The sequence below is a fragment of the Bradyrhizobium sp. 139 genome (assembly GCF_023074175.1).
Lineage (GTDB): Bacteria > Pseudomonadota > Alphaproteobacteria > Rhizobiales > Xanthobacteraceae > Bradyrhizobium.
Genome location: NZ_JADPKS010000051.1, coordinates 176,401 through 194,442 on the forward strand (window position 1 = coordinate 176,401; position 18,042 = coordinate 194,442).

Sequence of the window (18,042 nt, forward strand, 5' to 3'; positions counted from 1 at the left end):
CAGCCAGCCTGCGCAACAACGCATCACATGGGACCATGCCCATTCGTGCGTTGTCGTGAACGGGTCGGTGGGTTATTTGAAGGGATCCGGTCCTCCAAGCGCCTACAAAACGCGCAATCGCCGGCTTTTCAGGTCAATCCCATGCAAGAACACACCAAATCGTCTACGCTCGAAAACGCTATCGCACTGCAAAAATATGGCGTCGGGCAGCCGGTCCGCCGCAAGGAGGACGACACGCTGGTGCGCGGCAAGGGCCGCTACACCGACGATTTCAACCTGCCCGGCCAGGCCCATGCCGTGGTCGTCCGCTCGACGCATGCCCACGGCGTCATTCGCGGCATCAACACCGACGCCGCCAGGGCGCTGCCGGGCGTGCTGGGGGTATGGACCGGAACCGACCTCGATGCCGCCGGCTATGGCCCGTTCACCTGCGGTCTGCCGCTGAAGAGCCGTGACGGCTCGCCCCTGCTCCAGACCAACCGCCAGCCGCTCGCGACCGACAAGGTTCGCTTCGTCGGCGACCCCATCGCCTTCGTGGTGGCGGAGACGCTGGCCCAGGCGCGCGATGCGGCGGAGGCGGTCGAAGTCGACATCGACCCGCTGCCGGCCGTGACGGATCCTGAGGAAGCCGCCAAGCCGGGCGCGCCGCAACTCTACGAGCACATCCCGAACAACGTCGCGCTCGACTATCACTATGGCGACATGGACAAGGTCAACGCCGCCTTCGCCAGCGCCGCCCATGTGACCAAACTCGACATCGAAAACACCCGCGTCGCCGTCGTCTCGATGGAACCGCGCGTGGGACTTGCCTCCTACGACAAGATGGCCGAGCGCTACACTCTGCAGGTGCCGACGCAGGGAGTGGCGGGCAACCGCGCCAACCTCGCCAAGAACCTGAAAGTGCCGAACGAGAAAGTGCGCATCCTCACCGCCAATGTCGGCGGCTCCTTCGGCATGAAGAACATCAACTATCCCGAATACATGTGCATCCTGTACGCGGCCAAGGCGCTGGGACGCCCGGTGAAGTGGCTCGACGAGCGCTCGACCAGCTTTCTCTCCGACAGCCACGGCCGCGCGCAAAAGATTCATGCCGAGCTGGCGCTCGATGCCGAGGGGCACTTCCTTGCGGCAAAGCTGTCCGGCTATGGCAATCTCGGTGCCTACATCACCGGCGTCGCGCCGGGGCCGCTCTCGCTCAACACCGGCAAGAACTTTTCCAGCGTCTATCGCACGCCGCTGATGGGCATCGACATCAAGACGGTGCTGACCAACACCACGCTGATGGGCGCCTATCGTGGCGCAGGCCGGCCCGAGGCGAACTACTACATGGAACGGCTGATCGACCGCGCTGCCGACGAGATGGGCATCAACCGGCTGGCGATGCGCAAGCGCAACTTCATCAAGGCGAACCAGATGCCGTTCCCGGCCTCCTCCGGCGTCACCTATGATAGCGGCGACTTCCAGGCCGTGTTCAACAAGGCGCTCGACATCTCCGACCACGAGAATTTCGCCAAGCGCAAGAAGGAGAGCAAGAAGGCGGGCAAGCTGCGCGGCATCGCGGTCGGCTCCTATCTCGAGGTCACCGCGCCGCCGAGCGCCGAGCTCGGCAAGATCGTGTTCGATGCCGATGGCAGCGTGCAGCTCATCACCGGCACGCTCGACTACGGTCAGGGCCATGCCACCCCGTTCGCGCAGGTGCTGTGCGCGCAATTAGGGGTGCCCTTCGAGAGCGTCAAGCTGGTGCAGGGCGACAGTGACATCGTCCACGCCGGCAACGGCACCGGCGGCTCGCGCTCGATCACGGCGAGCGGCATGGCGATCGTGGAAGCCTCCAAGCTCGTCGTCGAGAAGGGCAAGCGCGCCGCCGCCCACCTGCTGGAAGCTTCCGAAGCCGACATCGAATTCGCCGAGGGCAGTTTTACGATCGCCGGCACCGACCGCAGCATCGACATCATGGAGCTCGCAAAGCGCCTGCATGACGGCAAGGTGCCGGAGGGCGTGCCTGATAGCCTCGACGTCGACCATACCAGCGAACCGGTGCCCTCGGCGTTCCCGAACGGCTGCCACGTCGCCGAGGTCGAGATCGATCCCGACACCGGCGTGGTGCAGATCGTGCGCTACAGCGCGGTCAACGATTTCGGCACGGTGATCAACCCGCTGCTGGTCGCGGGCCAGCTCCATGGCGGCGTCGTCCAGGGCATTGGCCAGGCGCTGATGGAGCATGTCCGCTACGACGACAGCGGCCAGCCGATCACGGGCTCGCTGATGGATTACGCGCTGCCGCGCGCCGAGGACGTTCCCAACATGACGGTCGGCGATCACCCGGTGCCCGCCACAACCAATCCGCTCGGCAGCAAGGGCTGCGGCGAAGCCGGCTGCGCCGGCAGCCTGTCGACGGTGGTGAATGCGGTGGTCGATGCCCTCTCCGACTACGGCATCAAGCACATCGACATGCCGCTGACCCCGGAGCGTGTCTGGCGCGCGATCCAGGACGCGAAGGGTAAGGCATAGGGGCTGCTATTCACCTCGCCCCGCTTGCGGGGAGAGGTCGAAGCCTGAGCGCAGCGAGGGCTTCGGGTGAGGGGGACTCTCCGCGAGTCGTCTGTCACCACTCTTGCGGAGACTCCCCCTCACCCGGCGCTTCGCGCCGACCTCTCCCCGCAAGCGGGGCGAGGTGAAGAAACTACGCCGCTGCCTGCTCGCGCGGCTGGTAGATCGCGGTGTGCTGGCAATGCGCGATCGGCGTGGTGCCGTTGGCGACGACGAGTGCATCGAGCTCGACGAAGCGGTGACCCTTCTTCTCGTAATTCGCGGCAACTTTCGCCTGCGCCGTGATCTCGTCGCCGGCACGCGCGGCCGACAACAGCTGCATGCGGCTGCCGACATGGATCCACGGGCCCAGAATGGCGTTGTCGACCAGCACGCGGTTCATGACGCGCTGGATCAGGCCGGGATGGCCAAGGCCCTCGCGCGCGAAGATCGGATCGGATTCGCGGATATCGGCGAGATATTCGGTCGCATCCTGGTCGGCCCAGCGTCGGGGCATCGTGCCGAGCCATTTGCCTGTTACGAACGTCGCCGGGCTGATCGGCTTGCGCTCGGCCACCACAGGCACCGCGACATAGTCATTCAATGAAACCGATGGCGCAGCCGCCGGCAGCGATGCCGTCCCCGTGGCACAGAGCTCGGTGCGGCTGAACACCTCGATCGTGAGAAGCTCATTGTGCTCGGTCGCGTCGACATCGGCGGTCTCGCCATCATAGACCGGCTTGATGAAGCGGGCCTCGACCAGCCCGCGCGACAGGAAATCACGGCCCCAGCGCGCCACCGGCACGTGCATCATGTAGGCGAAGACATCGACTCCCGGAACCAGCCCGCCGGAAAAGCCGAAGCGGCGCGCCACCGCGTCGTCATGCATCTTGTTTTCGGATTGCTTTGCGGTGTTGTAGGCCTCGACGCGGTAGGTTTCGAGCCGGTTCGGCATGGCTGGCGTTCCCAAAATCTTGTTGTTTCGGGCCGATCGTAGGCGCTGAGGAACCGGGGTCAATCCCCTCGCGTTTGCGGCCCGAATGAGGTACCACGCGGCTGCTGCGGAAGCGCTTCGCAAGCCCCATCTACGGACAATGACGAACCCTCAAAACATCACCCGCATCTATATTGACGCCGACGCCTGCCCGGTGAAGGACGAGATCTATCGCGTCGCCGGCAGGCACGGCCTGCCCGTGAGCGTGGTCGCAGGCAATTTCATCCGCGTGCCGCAGGATCCGCTGATCGAGCGGATCGCCGCGGGTGCCGGCATGGATGCCGCCGATGATTGGATCGCGGAACGCGCCGGGCCCGGCGATATCGTCATTACCTCGGATATTCCGCTCGCGAGCCGCTGCGTGAAGGCCGGCGCCGATGTGATTGCGTCGAATGGCAAGCCGTTCACCGAGGAATCGATCGGGATGACGCTCGCGGTCCGCAACCTGATGACCGATTTGCGCTCGGCCGGCGAAGTCACGGGCGGTCCGAAATCGTACTCGCCGCGCGACCGCTCGACGTTTCTGTCGACGCTCGACCAGACCATCCGCCGCATCCAGCGCCGCCGCGCCGACCAGGCCGCAACAAGACAGGATTGAGACACCGCATGGCGCCACCGCTGATTCAACTGCGCGATATCAAGCTGACCTTTGGCGGCACGCCGCTCCTGGCTGGCGTCGAACTGTCGGTTTCGACCGGCGAGCGCGTCTGCCTGATCGGCCGCAACGGTTCCGGCAAATCGACGCTGCTCAAAATCGCCGCCGGCCTGGTCGAACCGGATGGCGGCAGCCGTTTCGTGCAGCCCGGCGCCACCATCCGCTACCTGCCGCAAGAGCCGGATTTTTCCGGTTTCTCCACCACGCTGGCCTACGTCGAGGCCGGCCTCAATGCCGGCGATGACCACTATCAGGCACGCTATTTGGTCGAGCAGCTCGGGCTCAGCGGCGAAGAAGATCCGGCGCAAGTCTCCGGCGGCGAAGCGCGCCGCGCCGCGCTGGCGCGCGTGCTGGCGCCCTCGCCCGATATCCTGCTACTGGACGAGCCGACCAACCATCTGGATCTTCCGACCATCGAATGGCTGGAAGGCGAACTGGAGAGCCGCCGCTGCGCGCTGGTGATCATCAGCCATGATCGGCGCTTCCTGTCCAACCTGTCGCGCAGCACCGCCTGGCTCGACCGCGGCCAGATCCGGCAGATCGACCGCGGCTTCAGTGCCTTCGAGGCCTGGCGCGACGAGGTACTTGCGGAGGAAGAGCGCGACCAGCACAAGCTCGACCGCAAGATCGTCAACGAGGAGCACTGGTTGCGCTACGGCGTCTCGGGCCGCCGCAAGCGCAACGTCAAGCGGCTCGGCAATCTGCACGCGCTGCGCGACCAGCGCCGCACCTATCGCGGCGCGACGGGCAACGCCAACCTCGCAGCCGCCGAAGCCGACAAGTCCGGCAAGCTCGTCATTGAGGCCAAGAATATCAGCCGGTCCTATGGCGAGCGGAAGATCGTCGACGGCTTCTCGATCCGCGTCCAGCGCGGCGACCGCATCGGCATCGTCGGCCCGAACGGCGCCGGCAAGACTACGCTGATCGAGATGCTGACCGGCGGCAGCGCACCGGACAGCGGCAGCATCCGTCTCGGTGCCAACATCGAGATGGCGACGCTCGACCAACATCGCGAAAGTCTCGATCCCAAATCGACGTTGGCCGAGGCGCTGACCGGCGGCCGCGGCGACCATGTCATGGTCGGCGGCAAGCCGAAGCACGTCGTCAGCTACATGAAGGACTTCCTGTTCGCCCAGGAACAGATGCGCACGCCGCTGGAGGTGCTGTCGGGCGGCGAGCGCGGCCGGCTGATGCTGGCACGCGCGCTGGCAAAGCCCTCCAACCTCCTGGTGCTGGACGAGCCGACCAACGACCTCGACCTCGAGACCCTCGACGTCCTCGAGGAAATGCTCGGCGACTACGAGGGCACCGTGATTCTGATCAGCCATGATCGCGATTTTCTCGACCGCGTGGTGACGTCGGTGATCGTGCCCGAGGGCAACGGACGCTGGCTCGAATATGCCGGCGGCTACACCGACATGCTGGCCCAGCGCGGCGCCGACGTGAAGCGCGCGACGGCGAAGGCGACCGAAGAGAAGAGAGAGCAGCGGTCAGTCGCGCCTTCCGGCGTCGCGAAACGACGGTTGACCTTCAACGAGCAACACGCGCTGGAGACGCTGCCCAAAAGCATCGCCAAGCTGCAGGCCGAGATCGCCAAGCAGCAGCGCTTCCTTGACGACCCCGATCTCTTCCGCAAGGATCGCAAGCGCTTCGATCAGGCCTCTGACGCTCTGACGAAGGCGCAAAAGGAACTGGCCGAGGCCGAGGACAAATGGCTGGAGCTCGAAGTGCGGCGCGAAGAGATTGAACAGGCCTAGCGTGCATTCCGCAAAAGTGGGCCCCGCTTTTGCGAACAGAATGCGCGCCAACTCAGAGACTACCATGACAACTCCCCTCGCCGCCAAAATCGCCCGCGAATACGGCACGCCCTGCGCCGTCATCGACATGGACAAGGTCGAGCGCAACATCGCGCGGATCCAGAAGGCCTGCGACGACGCCGGTGTCGCCAGCCGTCCGCACATCAAGACGCACAAGAACCCGACCATCGCCAAGATGCAGGTTGCGGCCGGTGCGAAGGGCATCACCTGCCAGAAACTCGGCGAGGCCGAGATCATGGCCAATGCCGGCATCGACGACATCCTGATCAGCTACAATTTGCTCGGCGAAGAGAAGATGGCGCGGCTCGGCGCGCTTCAGGCGAAGGCCAACATGACGGTCGCCGCGGACAATTCGACCGTCGTTGCCGGCCTGCCCAAGGCTGCCGCGGCCTCTAGCCGTCCGCTGTCGGTCGTGGTCGAATGCGACACGGGACGCAAGCGCGCCGGCGTCGAGACGCCCGCTGAAGCCATCGCGCTGGCGCAGGAGATTGCTGCATCCAAAGGACTGCAATTCGCCGGCTTCATGATGTATCCGACCGAGACCGGCTGGGCGGATGCGCAAAAGTTCTACGACGAGGCGCTGGCCGGCGTGCGCGCGCACGGTCTGGATGCAAAGATCGTTTCGACCGGCGGCACGCCGAACCTGAAGAATCTCGGCAAGCTCAAGGGCGGCACCGAACATCGCTTCGGCACCTATATCTACAACGACCGCATGCAGGTCGCCGCCGGCGTCGCCACCTGGGACGACTGCGCGCTGCACATCTATTCGACGGTGGTGAGCCGCGCCGCGCCCGAGCGCGGCATCCTCGATGCCGGCTCCAAGACGCTGACGTCGGACACCGGCGGCCTCGACGGTCATGGCCTTATCCTGGAGCACCCCGAAGCCAGGATCGCGCGCTTCGCCGAGGAGCACGGCTTCCTCGATCTCTCCCGCAGCAACACCCGACCGAACGTCGGCGACGTGGTCCGCATCGTGCCCAATCATGTTTGCGTCGTCGTCAACATGATGGACGAGGTGGTAATGGTGCGCGGCGAGGAGATCATCGGCACGCTACCGGTGGCGGCGCGGGGGAAGCTGAGGTAGGGCGCTGTAGGATGGGTAGAGCGAAGCGAAACCCATCCTACAAGTCGAGCCACTCCAGCACGCCCCTGCCCGCCGCCGCCCCAGTCGCAAACGAGGCCTGCAACAGATAGCCGCCGGTCGGCGCCTCCCAATCCAGCATCTCGCCCGCGGCGAACACGCCCGGCAGCTTGCGGATCATGAAATCGGCATCGAGCTCGTCAAAGCAAATGCCGCCCGCACTCGATATCGCGCGCACAATCGGTGCAACGCCTGTGAGCTTGACGGCCGCGGTGTTGATGAGCTCTGCCAATCGTTCGGGCGACATTCCCGACAACGACTGCCCTGCCTGGATAGCAGCTTCCTGCAACAGCCCGATCGCGACCGGAGAAATCTGCGCGGCTTTGCGCAGGAAGTTGGAGAACGATTGCTTGCCGCGCGGCGCGGATAGGCGCTTGACGAGTTCGGCCTGGTCGATGTCGGGGCGCAAGGCGACGTGCAGGACGGCCTCGCCGTTCGCGGCGATCGCCTCGCGCAGCTCCGCCGACAATGCGTAGATCGCCCCGCCCTCGATCCCGGCCCGCGTGACGATCGCCTCGCCGCGCAAGCCGTGCGGGCCAAAGCTCAGCGCAATGCTCTTGAGCGGCTGACCCTCGAAACGCGCGCGGAAGATGTCGGACCAGGCGACGGTGAAGCCGCAATTCGCAGGTCGCAGCGCCGCGACCGCGACGCCTTTGGCGGCGAGGATTGTCGTCCAGCCACCATCGGAGCCCAGCCGCGGCCAGCTCGCGCCGCCGAGCGCCAGCACGGCAGCGTCGGCAGCGACAGCGGAAGGGCCATGGGGTGTCTGAAACACCAGCCGCCCTTCACTGTTCCAGCCGATCCAGCGATGGCGAAAGGCGAACTGCGCGCCCGCGGCATCGAGCCGGCGCAGCCAGGCACGCAGCAGCGGCGAAGCTTTGAACGCTTTCGGAAATACACGGCCGCTTGTCCCTACGAATGTCGGCTCGCCGAGCGCCTCGCTCCAGGCGCGCAGTGCGTCCGGCGGAAACGCTTCGATCGCAGCCTGCAATTTCGGCGCCGCCTCGCGGTAGCGCGCGATGAACTGCGGCAACGGCTCGCTATGGGTGAGATTGAGGCCGCCGCGACCTGCCATCAGAAACTTGCGGCCTGCGGACGGCATCGCATCGTACACGGTGACGCGGGCGCCGCCTTGCGCCAGCACTTGCGCCGCCATCAGCCCGGCGGGACCGGCGCCGATGACGGCGATGTGGGTTTCAGGTGATGTCATGGTGGGAGTTTAGGCCGGATTCTCGCGCCAGGCTCGTCATTCCGGGGCGCACGTAGCGCGAGCCCGGAATCCATAGGCGGCATAGTCTGCGGCTGGATGGATTCCGGGCTCGATGCTCCGGGCCGCTCGCGCGGTCCCGTCGCATCACCCCGGAATGACGTCGGTTAGAGCTTGATGCCCGCCCTTGCCGCCGCCTGCGCCACATACTTCTGCGTCTGCTCGAACGCTCCTTGCAGCGCCCTGGCCTTCGACATGTCGCTGATCTCGGCGAAATGCGCGGCGACCGCGTCGGGCGTCCATTCGGCTTCCGGCAGGTTGATGCCCTCGCTCTCCAAAATCTTGATCACGGCGAAGGAGCCTGCACCGGCACCCATGATGGTGCGGGTCGGCGCGTCCTCGCTCAGCATGTACTCGACTGCGGGCGTGATCGCGTTCGGCTTCATCAGTTGCAGGGCCTGTGGCGGCAGCAGCTCTTCCGTCATGCGGGTCGCCGCCGTCGGCGAGATGATGTTGACGCGGATGTCGGTCTTGCGGCCCTCTTCCGCCAGCACGTTCATCAGGCCAACCATGCCCGACTTGGCCGCGCCGTAATTGGCCTGGCCAAAATTGCCATAGAGGCCGGAGGACGAGGTGGTCAGCACGATGCGGCCGTAGTTGCGGTCGCGCATGCCGGCCCAGGCCGCCTTGCAGCAATAGAAGGTGCCGACGAGATGCACGTCGAGCACCTTCTGGAAATCGGCGGCCTCCATCTTGCCGAACGACTTGTCGCGCAAGATGCCGGCATTGGCGCACATGAGGTCGACGCTGCCCCACTCCTTCGTGGCGCGATCGACCATGGCGGTGACCTGCTCGAAATTGGAGACGTCGGCACCGTCGGCCATCGCGGTGCCGCCGGCTTTCCGGATCTCCTCGACCACGGCTTCGGCCGGCGACAGCGAGCCGCCGCTGCCGTCACGCGCGCCGCCGAAATCGTTGACCACGACCTTGGCGCCGCGGCTGGCCAGCCCCAGCGCATGCGCCCGTCCGAGACCATTGCCTGCGCCGGTGACGATGGCGACGCGTCCGTCAAACCTGATTGCCATTGTGCTTCCTTTGTTTTCTCTTACCTTCTCCCCTTGTGGGCTAAGGCATGCACACATCTCAAAAATGGAATCTAATACAGGGACTTAGATGACCCCGGATTTCGGAACCGCCCAAAGAGCGGTCGGTCAGCTATCATTGAAAAGACTCGCGCTTTCTATGGGTGCTGACCAACGACCGAAAGATGTGTGCACGCCTTAGCCCCTTGTGGGAGAAGGTGGCGCGAAGCGCCGGATGAGGGGTCTCTCTCTGCAGATGAGCTCGCGGAGAGATACCCCTCACCCGGCTTCGCTTTCGCGAAGCCACCCTCTCCCACAAGGGGCGAGGGTGCACCGCGGCCGCGTCTTTTTTGAGCAGCGATGGATTGCCGGGTCAAGCTCGGCAACGACGGCCTGTTCAGGCGAAATAGATCAACCCGAGCCATTCGGCGACCAGCGCTGGCTTGTCCTCGCCTTCGATCTCCACGGTGACGTTGGTGCGGGACTGCAATTCGTTCGGCTTGCGCAGCCTGGCTTCCGCCAGCACGAAGCGGCCACGAACACGTTTTCCTGAACGCACCGGCGAGATAAAGCGCAGCTTGTCGAAACCGTAGTTGACCCCCATCGTGGTGCCGGCGATGACAGGCATCACCTCATAGGACATGATCGACAGCAGCGACATCGTGAGAAAGCCGTGCGCGATGGTGGTGCCGAACGCGGTCTCCTTCGCGCGCTCAGGATCGACATGGATGAACTGGTGGTCCTCGATCACGTCGGCATAGGCGTCGATACGGGGCTGATCGACCAGGTGCCACGACGACACGCCGATCTCCTTGCCGACCATGGCCTGATAGGCCTGAAGCGTAGTCGGCGGCTTCTTCCAGACTTCGTTCATTGATAGCTCCAACCACTGTCAATCCGGGGCGACGCGCAGCGTCGAGCCCGGAATCCATGGCGCCGCAGAGTCTGTTGCTGAATGGATTCCGGGTTCGCGCTCCGCGCGCCCCCATTGCGCACTTGCGCATTGTGGAATGACGAGCTCACTTCGTTTCACTTAGGTCTCACTTCGTGTTTTCGGAAGATCCGGAAAATCCTCTTCGCGGAATTCCCGGCCGCGCAGGGGATCGTTGCGGTCGTCGTCACGTTCGAGCCGCCGCAGCTGGACGCGGCGAATTTTTCCCGAAATCGTCTTCGGCAGCTCCGTGACGATTTCAAGGCGGCGGATGCGCTTGAACGGCGCAAGGCGCGTATGCAGGTGCTTGAAGATGGACAGCGCGGTCGCCGGCGAACGTTCGGCGCCCGATGTCAGCAGCACGAAGGCCTTGGGGATCGCGAGCCGGATCGGATCGGGGCTCGGCACCACCGCGGCTTCCGCGACGAGTTCGTGCTCCAGCAACACGCTCTCGAGCTCGAACGGGCTGATGCGATAGTCGGAGGATTTGAAGACGTCGTCGGAGCGGCCGACGAAGGTGAGATAGCCATCCTCATCTTCGAACACCACGTCGCCGCTGCGATAGAGCTCGCCTTCCGCGCCAGAGAGCTTGCCGTCGTCGCCCTGATAGCCCTGCATCAGGCCGGCGGGGCGGTCCGCGCCCAGCACCAGCGCCACCTCGCCCTCCTTCGCCGGGTTGCCGTCGGCGTCGCTGACCTGCACGCGATAGCCCGGCAGCGGCCGGCCCATCGAGCCGACCTTGATTGTCTGTCCCGGCGAGTTGCCGGCGAGCGCGGTCGTTTCAGTCTGACCGTAGCCGTCGCGGATGGTCAGGCCCCAGGCGGCCTGCACCTGGTCGATCACTTCAGGATTGAGCGGCTCGCCTGCACCGCAGACCTCGCGCAAGGCCACCTTGAACGACGCCAGGTTCTCCTGGATGAACAGCCGCCACACCGTCGGCGGCGCGCACAGCGTGGTGACGCCGCAGCGGCCGATGGTGGCAAGCAGACCCTTGGCATCGAAGCGCGGCTGGTTGACCACGAACACGGTGGCGCCCGCATTCCACGGCGCGAAGAAGCAGCTCCAGGCGTGCTTGGCCCAGCCGGGCGAAGAGATATTGAGATGGATATCGCCCGGCTTCAGCCCGATCCAATACATGGTCGAGAGATGGCCGACGGGATAGCTGCGCTGGCTGTGCCGCACCAGTTTTGGTTTCGCCGTGGTGCCCGAGGTGAAATAGAGCAGCATCGGGTCGTCGGCATTGGTCGGGCCGTCGGGCGTGAAGCTCTCAGGCGCTTTCGCCGCCTCGTCATAGGCATGCCAGCCGTCGGACGCCGCGCCGACCACGATGCGCACGATATTCTCGGCACCAATGCTTGCGAATTTCGTGACCTGATCCTCGGCGGCCACCACAGCCTTCGCCTTGCCGCGATCGAGCCGGTCGCGTAGCTCGTCGGCGGTGAGCAGCGTGGTCGCGGGGATCACGACCACGCCGAGCTTCATCGCCGCCAGCATCGTCTCCCATAGTGGAACGACATTGCCGAGCAGCAGCAGGAGATGGTCGCCGCGTTTCAATCCCTGCGCGCGGAGAAAATTTGCGACCTGATTTGAGCGCTTCGAGAGCGCCGTAAAGGAGAGCTTGGTTTGCTTGTCCTGGGCGGCGTCGACGATCCAGAGCGCGGGCCGGTCCTTGCTCTCCGCATTCGCGGCCAGCTCGGCGTCGAACCAGTCGAGCGCCCAGTTGAAGGGAACCGGATCGGGCCAGCGGAAACCCTTGACCGCCGTCTCGTAATCCGTTCGGTGAGCGAGAAGAAACGCGCGCGCTTCCTGAAAAGTCGTCATCAAGTTTTCCCGGCCAGCCCCCTAACGTGCTTGATAATTCCGGAAAAATCCACCCCGCCTTGGCCAGCCTTATCGAAGGCCTGATAGATCTCCTGCGCATGCTGGCCGAGCGGCGTCGCCGCACCCGCGGCCTTCGCAGCGTCCTGCGCCAGCGTCAGATCCTTCACCATTAGCGCCGAGGCGAAGCCCGGCTTGTAATCGTTGTTGGCGGGCGAGGTCGGCACCGGGCCCGGCACCGGACAATAGGTCGTCAGCGACCAGCACTGGCCCGACGAGGTCGAGGCGACGTCGAACAGCGCCTGGTGCGAGAGTCCGAGCTTCTCAGCCAACGCAAACGCCTCGCTGACCGCGATCATTGAAATGCCGAGGATCATATTGTTGCAGATTTTTGCGGCCTGGCCTGCACCGGCGCCGCCGCAATGCACGATCTTTTTGCCCATCATCTCCAGCACGGGCTTTGCCGCGGCAAACGCGTTCTCGTTGCCGCCGCACATGAAGGTGAGCGTGGCACCCTTCGCGCCACCGGTGCCACCGGAGACCGGCGCGTCGACCGAGAGCACGCCGCTCTTGGCCGCCAGCGCATGCGCCTGCCGCGCACTCTCGACGTCGATGGTGGAGCTGTCGATGATCAGCGCGCCCTTGGTCATCACAGGGACGACCTCGTTCCAGACGCCGAGCACGTGCTTGCCGGCCGGCAGCATGGTGACGACGACATCGGCGCCCTTCACCGCGCCTGCTGCGCTATCTGCGATGCCGGCGCCGTCCGCCTTGGCTTGCGCGCGCGAAGCCTCGACGAGGTCGAACGCGACGACCTTGTGGCCGGCCTTGACCAGATTGGCGGCCATCGGGCCGCCCATGTTGCCGAGACCGATGAATGCGATCGTGGCCATCTTGGTTTCCTCCGCTTGAACGTTGTTAGTTGAACTTCAGCTCGTCCGCGCCAATCTCGGCCAGATATGGCGCAAGCATCTGCGGCGTGACATCCTCGATGCGTGGCGGCGACCAGGTCGGATTGCGGTCCTTGTCGATTACGGCGGCGCGCACGCCCTCGCGAAAGTCGTCGCTGCGGAAGACTTCCAGTGCGGCGCGATACTCGCGCACCAGGCACTCCTCCAGGCTCGACGCGGTGCGCGCCAGCCGCAGCAGCTTCAGCGTCACCACCATGCCGCGCGGCGATTTCTCGCTGAGCGTCTTCAGCGTGGCCAGCGCGAACTCGGAGCCGTCGCGCTTCAGCGCAGCGACGATGTCCTCCATGCGGTCGAAGCCGAACAGCGCGTCGATGGTCGTCTGCTTCGCCGCGACCGGACCCGCAGTTTCGCCGGTCGCAAAACCGTTGATGAGCTTGCTCACCTCGGCCGCAGTCGCACCTTGATGAACCTTCGTCAGCGCCTCGCGCAGCCCCGGCCATTTGGTCGCCGGCACCACGGCATCCGCGAATTTCGCGTGCATCGCATCGGGCCCGTTCATGGTCTGCCCGGTCAGGCCGAAATACGTGCCGATCTCGCCGGGCGAGCGCGACAACAGCCAGGTGCCACCGACGTCGGGGAAAAAGCCGAGCCCGACCTCCGGCATCGCGAGCTTGGTGCGGTCGGTGGCGACGCGATGGCTGGCGTGGCCGGACAGGCCGACGCCGCCGCCCATCACGAGGCCGTCCATGAACGCGACGTAAGGCTTCGGATATCTCGCGATCCGTGCATTCATGACGTATTCCTGGCGCCAGAACCGTGCGCCGAGATCGCCGCCTTCGCGCGAGCTCTCCCAAAGCCCGCGGATGTCGCCGCCGGCGCAGAGGCCGCGTTCGCCCGCGCCTTCCAGCACGATCACCGCGACATCCGGTTCTTTCTCGAAGCTATCAAGCGCCGCGTCGATGCCGATGGACATCTCCAGCGTCATGGCATTGATCGCCTTGGGGCGATTGAGCCGGATCACGCCCGCCGCACCCTCGCGGCGAACGACGAGATCGCCCTCTTCCACTGCCGTCATCGAGCGCCCTCGATCAGTTTGCGCGCCACGATGAGCCGCATGATTTCATTGGTGCCCTCGAGGATCTGGTGCACGCGCAGGTCGCGCACGATCTTCTCGATGCCGTATTCGCTAAGATAGCCGTAGCCGCCGTGAAGCTGGAGCGCCTGGTTGGCAACCTCGAAACCGGCATCGGTGCCGAAGCGCTTGGCCATCGCGCAAAGCATGGTGGCGTCGGGGTCCTTGCGGTCCAGCGCAGCCGCGGCGCGCCATAAAAAGGTGCGCGCGGCCTCGAGCTCGATTGCCATGTCGGCAAGACGGAATTGCAGCGCCTGGAATTCGTCGAGACGTTTTCCGAAAGCCTTGCGCTCCGTCATGTAGGCGCGTGCCTTGTCGAGCGCGGTCTGCGCGCCGCCGAGCGAGCATGCGGTGATGTTAAGACGGCCGCCGTCGAGGCCGGCCATTGCGATCTTGAAGCCGATGCCTTCCTCGCTCAGCCGGTTGGCGACCGGCACGCGCGCATTCTCGAAAATCACGGCGCGGGTCGGCTGCGCGTTCCAGCCCATCTTGCGCTCATTGGCGCCAAACGACACCCCCGGCGTCTTGCCGTCGATGACAAGGGTCGAGATGCCGCCCGGGCCATCGCCGCCGGTGCGCACCATCGCGACCAGCAGGTCGGTGCCGCCGGCGCCCGAGATGAACTGCTTCTGGCCGTTGAGCACGTAATGGTCACCGTCACGTACCGCGCGGGTTCGCAGGGCCGCCGCGTCGGAGCCGGCGCCCGGCTCGGTCAGGCAGTAGCTCGCGATCAGCTCCATGGTGCACAGCTTTGGCAGCCATTTATGGCGCTGGGTGTCGTTGCCGTAGGCATCGATCATCCAGGACGCCATGTTGTGGATGGAGATGAACGCCGAGGTCGTCGGGCAGCCCGTCGCCAGCGCCTCGAAGATCAGCGCCGCGTCGAACCGGGTCATGGCGGAACCGCCGACATCCTCGCGGATGTAGATGCCGCCCATGCCAAGCGTGGCGGCCTCGCGCATCACATCGACAGGGAAATACTTTTCCTCGTCCCAGCGCAGCGCGTGCGGCGCGATCTTCTCCGCCGCAAACGCCAACGCCATGTCGCGAACCGCGATCTGATCCTCGTTCAGAGCGAACTGCATCATCGCCTCGCTCTTGAGAGGATCACTTCATCAGCGGGATCGAGAACTCCGCACCTTCCTTGACGCCGGACGGCCAGCGCGAGGTCACCGTCTTGGTCTTGGTGTAGAAGCGGACCGAGTCTGGACCATGCTGGTTGAGATCGCCGAAGCCGGACTTCTTCCAGCCGCCGAAGGTATAATAGGCGATCGGCACCGGGATCGGCACGTTGATGCCGACCATGCCGACATTGACCTTGGTCGCGAAGTCGCGCGCGGCGTCGCCGTCGCGGGTAAAGATCGCAACGCCGTTGCCGTAATCATGCTCGGAGGGCAGCGCCAGCGCCTCCTTGTAGTCGTGCGCGCGCACGACCGAGAGCACCGGGCCAAAGATCTCTTCCTTGTAGATCCGCATGTCCTTGGTGACGTTGTCGAACAGCGAACCGCCGAGATAGAAGCCCTTTTCGTAACCCTGCATCTTGAAGCCGCGGCCGTCGACGGCGAGCGTCGCGCCTTCCTTGATGCCGATGTCGATGTAGCCCTTGACCTTCTCGACCGCCTCGCGCGTCACCAGCGGGCCGTAATCGGCCGAGGGATCGATCGAGGTGCCTATCTTCAGCGACTCGACGCGCGGGATCAGCTTTTCCATCAGGCGGTCGGCGGTGGGCTTGCCGACGGGGACCGCGACCGAGACGGCCATGCAGCGCTCGCCCGCCGAGCCGTAGCCGGCGCCGATCAGCGCGTCGACCGCCTGGTCCATGTCGGCGTCGGGCATGATGATGGCGTGGTTTTTGGCGCCGCCAAAGCACTGGCAGCGCTTGCCGGTCTGGGCTGCGCGCTCGTAGATGTATTGCGCGATCGGCGTGGAGCCGACGAAACCGACAGCCTTGATGTCGGGGTCGTCCAGGATCGCGTCGACTGCTTCCTTGTCGCCGTTGACGACGTTGAGGATGCCGGCCGGCAGGCCCGCCTCGATCATCAGCTCAGCGAGCATCATCGGCACGCCGGGATCGCGCTCCGAGGGCTTGAGGATGAAGGCGTTGCCGCAGGCGATCGCGGGCGCGAACTTCCACATCGGGATCATCGCCGGGAAATTGAACGGCGTGATGCCGGCGACGACGCCGAGCGCCTGGCGCATGGAATAGATGTCGATGCCGGGGCCGGCGCCTTCGGTGTATTCGCCCTTCATCAAATGCGGGATGCCGCAGGCGAACTCCGCGACTTCGAGGCCGCGCTGGATGTCGCCCTTGGCGTCGGGAACGGTCTTGCCGTGCTCGCGGGCGAGCAGCTCGGCGAGCTTGTCGTAGTCGCGCTGCACCAGCTCGACGAACTTCATCATGACGCGGGCGCGGCGCTGCGGGTTGGTCGCGGCCCATTCCGGCTGCGCGGCGCGGGCGTTCTCGACGGCGGCGCGGACCTCGGCCTTGGAGGCCAGCGCCACCTTAGCCTGGACGTCACCGGTCATCGGCTCGAAAACGTCGGCGGTGCGGCCCGAGGTGCCCTTGACCTCCTTGCCACCGATGAAATGTCCGATTGAACGCATGGAATGATCTCCTTGAGGCCTGATCCGCTTTGACAAGTCCTATCGACCTGCATTTTATAGGATTCAAGTCTGAGATAATGCACCATAGATGTGCGAAAATGCTGGATCAAGGTCACATCGACTGGGACGACTTCCGCTTCGTGCTGGCCATCGTTCGCGGCGGCTCGGTGTCGGCTGCGGCAAAACAGCTCGGGGTCGACCATGCCACCGTGATCCGCCGCGTGGACCGGCTGGAACGGCACCTCTCCGCCAAGCTGTTCGACCGTCGCAAGACCGGCTATCTCCTCACCGAGGCCGGCCAGCGCGTCGCGGACAGCGCGGAGGCGATGGAATCGACCATCGTCGCCAACCAGGAGCAGGTCGGCGGCTCGGTGGCGCGGCTGACCGGCACGGTGCGGATCGGCGCGCCCGACGGGTTCGGCACGGCTTTCCTGGCACCACGGCTGGCGCCGTTCGCCGACCGTTACCCCGATCTCGATTTGCAACTTGTGGCCACTGCGCGCCTGTTCAGCCTCTCCAAGCGCGAGGCCGATATCGCCATCAGCCTGACCATGCCGAAGGAAGGCCGCATCGTCGGCCGCAAGCTGCTCGACTACCGCCTTGGGCTTTATGCCGCGCCGGCCTATCTCGACCGCTACCCGGCCATCACCTCGCGCGAGGCGCTGCCGCAGCACCGCTTCGTCGGCTATATCGAGGAACTGCTGTTCACGCCCGAGCTCGATTATCTGCCGCAGGTGTCGACGCGGATCTCGGCACGCCTGCGCAGCGCCAATCTGATCGCGCAGCTCAACGCCACGCTCGCAGGCTTCGGCATCGCCGTGCTGCCGCGTTTCATGGCGACCGATTATCCGCAGCTCGTCGCGGTGCTGGCGGAAGAAGTCTCGATCACCCGGACCTTCTGGATGCTGATGCACGCCGACAGCAAGGATCTCGCGCGGATCAGGGCGGTGGCGGATTACATCGGCGAAATCGTGGACCGCGAAAGGGCGTTGTTTGCGGGGCGGTGAGCACCAATATCGTAGGGTGGGCAAAGCGAAAGCGTGCCCACCAGATCATCTGCAATCGTGGAGAGATGGTGGGCACGGCGCTGACGCGCCTTTGCCCACCCTACGGCATCACGGCCTAGACGATCGATTCCAAGAAATCTGCGTCGGAACTGATTGGGTGTTGGCGGATTCCTCGTTTGCGATTGGCGCAATGAGGAGCGACATCATGGCAGGA

13 protein-coding genes and 1 pseudogene are annotated in these 18,042 nt (G+C 65.1%); 5 read left to right on the plus strand and 9 right to left on the minus strand.

The window, feature by feature from the left end; all coding sequences use genetic code 11:
- The first annotated feature begins 141 nt into the window (after positions 1-141).
- Positions 142-2,511 (plus strand): xanthine dehydrogenase family protein molybdopterin-binding subunit, encoded by a 2,370-nt coding sequence (locus IVA80_RS14085; protein ID WP_247430596.1) that lies wholly within the window; start codon positions 142-144, stop codon positions 2,509-2,511.
- Positions 2,512-2,683: 172 nt separating this feature from the next.
- On the opposite strand, the gene IVA80_RS14090 is transcribed toward IVA80_RS14085, so the two are convergent.
- Positions 2,684-3,484 carry a hypothetical protein gene (locus tag IVA80_RS14090; RefSeq protein WP_247430600.1) on the minus strand — a complete coding sequence of 267 codons (801 nt, stop codon included), beginning with the start codon at positions 3,482-3,484 and terminating at the stop codon, positions 2,684-2,686.
- 139 nt (positions 3,485-3,623) lie between these two features.
- Between IVA80_RS14090 and IVA80_RS14095 the strand changes: the two genes are divergently transcribed.
- From IVA80_RS14095 to IVA80_RS14105, 3 genes are all read left to right on the plus strand, one after another.
- Entirely contained in the window at positions 3,624-4,121 is a 498-nt protein-coding gene (locus tag IVA80_RS14095) for a YaiI/YqxD family protein (RefSeq protein ID WP_247430603.1), read from the plus strand.
- An 8-nt stretch (positions 4,122-4,129) separates the two neighbouring features.
- A complete protein-coding gene (locus IVA80_RS14100) occupies positions 4,130-5,935 on the plus strand; it encodes an ATP-binding cassette domain-containing protein (protein ID WP_247430606.1) in 1,806 nt (601 codons plus the stop codon).
- A 64-nt stretch (positions 5,936-5,999) separates the two neighbouring features.
- Positions 6,000-7,079 carry a D-TA family PLP-dependent enzyme gene (locus IVA80_RS14105; RefSeq protein ID WP_247430609.1) on the plus strand — a complete coding sequence of 360 codons (1,080 nt, stop codon included), beginning with the start codon at positions 6,000-6,002 and terminating at the stop codon, positions 7,077-7,079.
- Positions 7,080-7,116: 37 nt separating this feature from the next.
- Here the strand turns inward: IVA80_RS14105 and IVA80_RS14110 are convergent, their stop codons facing one another.
- From IVA80_RS14110 to IVA80_RS14145, 8 genes and pseudogenes are all read right to left on the minus strand, one after another.
- Positions 7,117-8,346: a TIGR03862 family flavoprotein gene (locus tag IVA80_RS14110; protein ID WP_247430612.1), complete on the minus strand. Its 1,230-nt coding sequence runs from the start codon at positions 8,344-8,346 to the stop codon at positions 7,117-7,119.
- Positions 8,347-8,510: 164 nt separating this feature from the next.
- Positions 8,511-9,428: an SDR family NAD(P)-dependent oxidoreductase gene (locus IVA80_RS14115; protein WP_247430614.1), complete on the minus strand. Its 918-nt coding sequence runs from the start codon at positions 9,426-9,428 to the stop codon at positions 8,511-8,513.
- 394 nt (positions 9,429-9,822) lie between these two features.
- Positions 9,823-10,299, minus strand: a complete 477-nt coding sequence (locus tag IVA80_RS14120) for a MaoC family dehydratase (RefSeq protein WP_247430617.1) — start codon at positions 10,297-10,299, stop codon at positions 9,823-9,825.
- Positions 10,300-10,458: 159 nt separating this feature from the next.
- On the minus strand, positions 10,459-12,177 hold the full coding sequence (locus tag IVA80_RS14125; RefSeq protein WP_247430620.1) for an AMP-binding protein: 1,719 nt from the start codon (positions 12,175-12,177) through the stop codon (positions 10,459-10,461).
- Positions 12,177-13,082, minus strand: a pseudogene (mmsB, locus tag IVA80_RS14130) (3-hydroxyisobutyrate dehydrogenase); the annotation flags it as partial. The pseudogene mmsB and the gene IVA80_RS14125, both read right to left, overlap by 1 nt.
- A gap of 10 nt (positions 13,083-13,092) precedes the next feature.
- On the minus strand, positions 13,093-14,160 hold the full coding sequence (locus tag IVA80_RS14135; protein ID WP_247430625.1) for an enoyl-CoA hydratase/isomerase family protein: 1,068 nt from the start codon (positions 14,158-14,160) through the stop codon (positions 13,093-13,095).
- On the minus strand, positions 14,157-15,302 hold the full coding sequence (locus IVA80_RS14140) for an isobutyryl-CoA dehydrogenase (RefSeq protein ID WP_247430660.1): 1,146 nt from the start codon (positions 15,300-15,302) through the stop codon (positions 14,157-14,159). The genes IVA80_RS14135 and IVA80_RS14140 overlap by 4 nt, the downstream gene beginning before the upstream one ends.
- A gap of 22 nt (positions 15,303-15,324) precedes the next feature.
- On the minus strand, positions 15,325-16,821 hold the full coding sequence (locus IVA80_RS14145; RefSeq protein WP_247430628.1) for a CoA-acylating methylmalonate-semialdehyde dehydrogenase: 1,497 nt from the start codon (positions 16,819-16,821) through the stop codon (positions 15,325-15,327).
- 98 nt (positions 16,822-16,919) lie between these two features.
- On the opposite strand from IVA80_RS14145, the gene IVA80_RS14150 reads away from it, so the two are divergent.
- Positions 16,920-17,828 (plus strand): LysR family transcriptional regulator, encoded by a 909-nt coding sequence (locus IVA80_RS14150; protein WP_247430631.1) that lies wholly within the window; start codon positions 16,920-16,922, stop codon positions 17,826-17,828.
- The last annotated feature ends 214 nt before the right edge of the window (positions 17,829-18,042 follow it).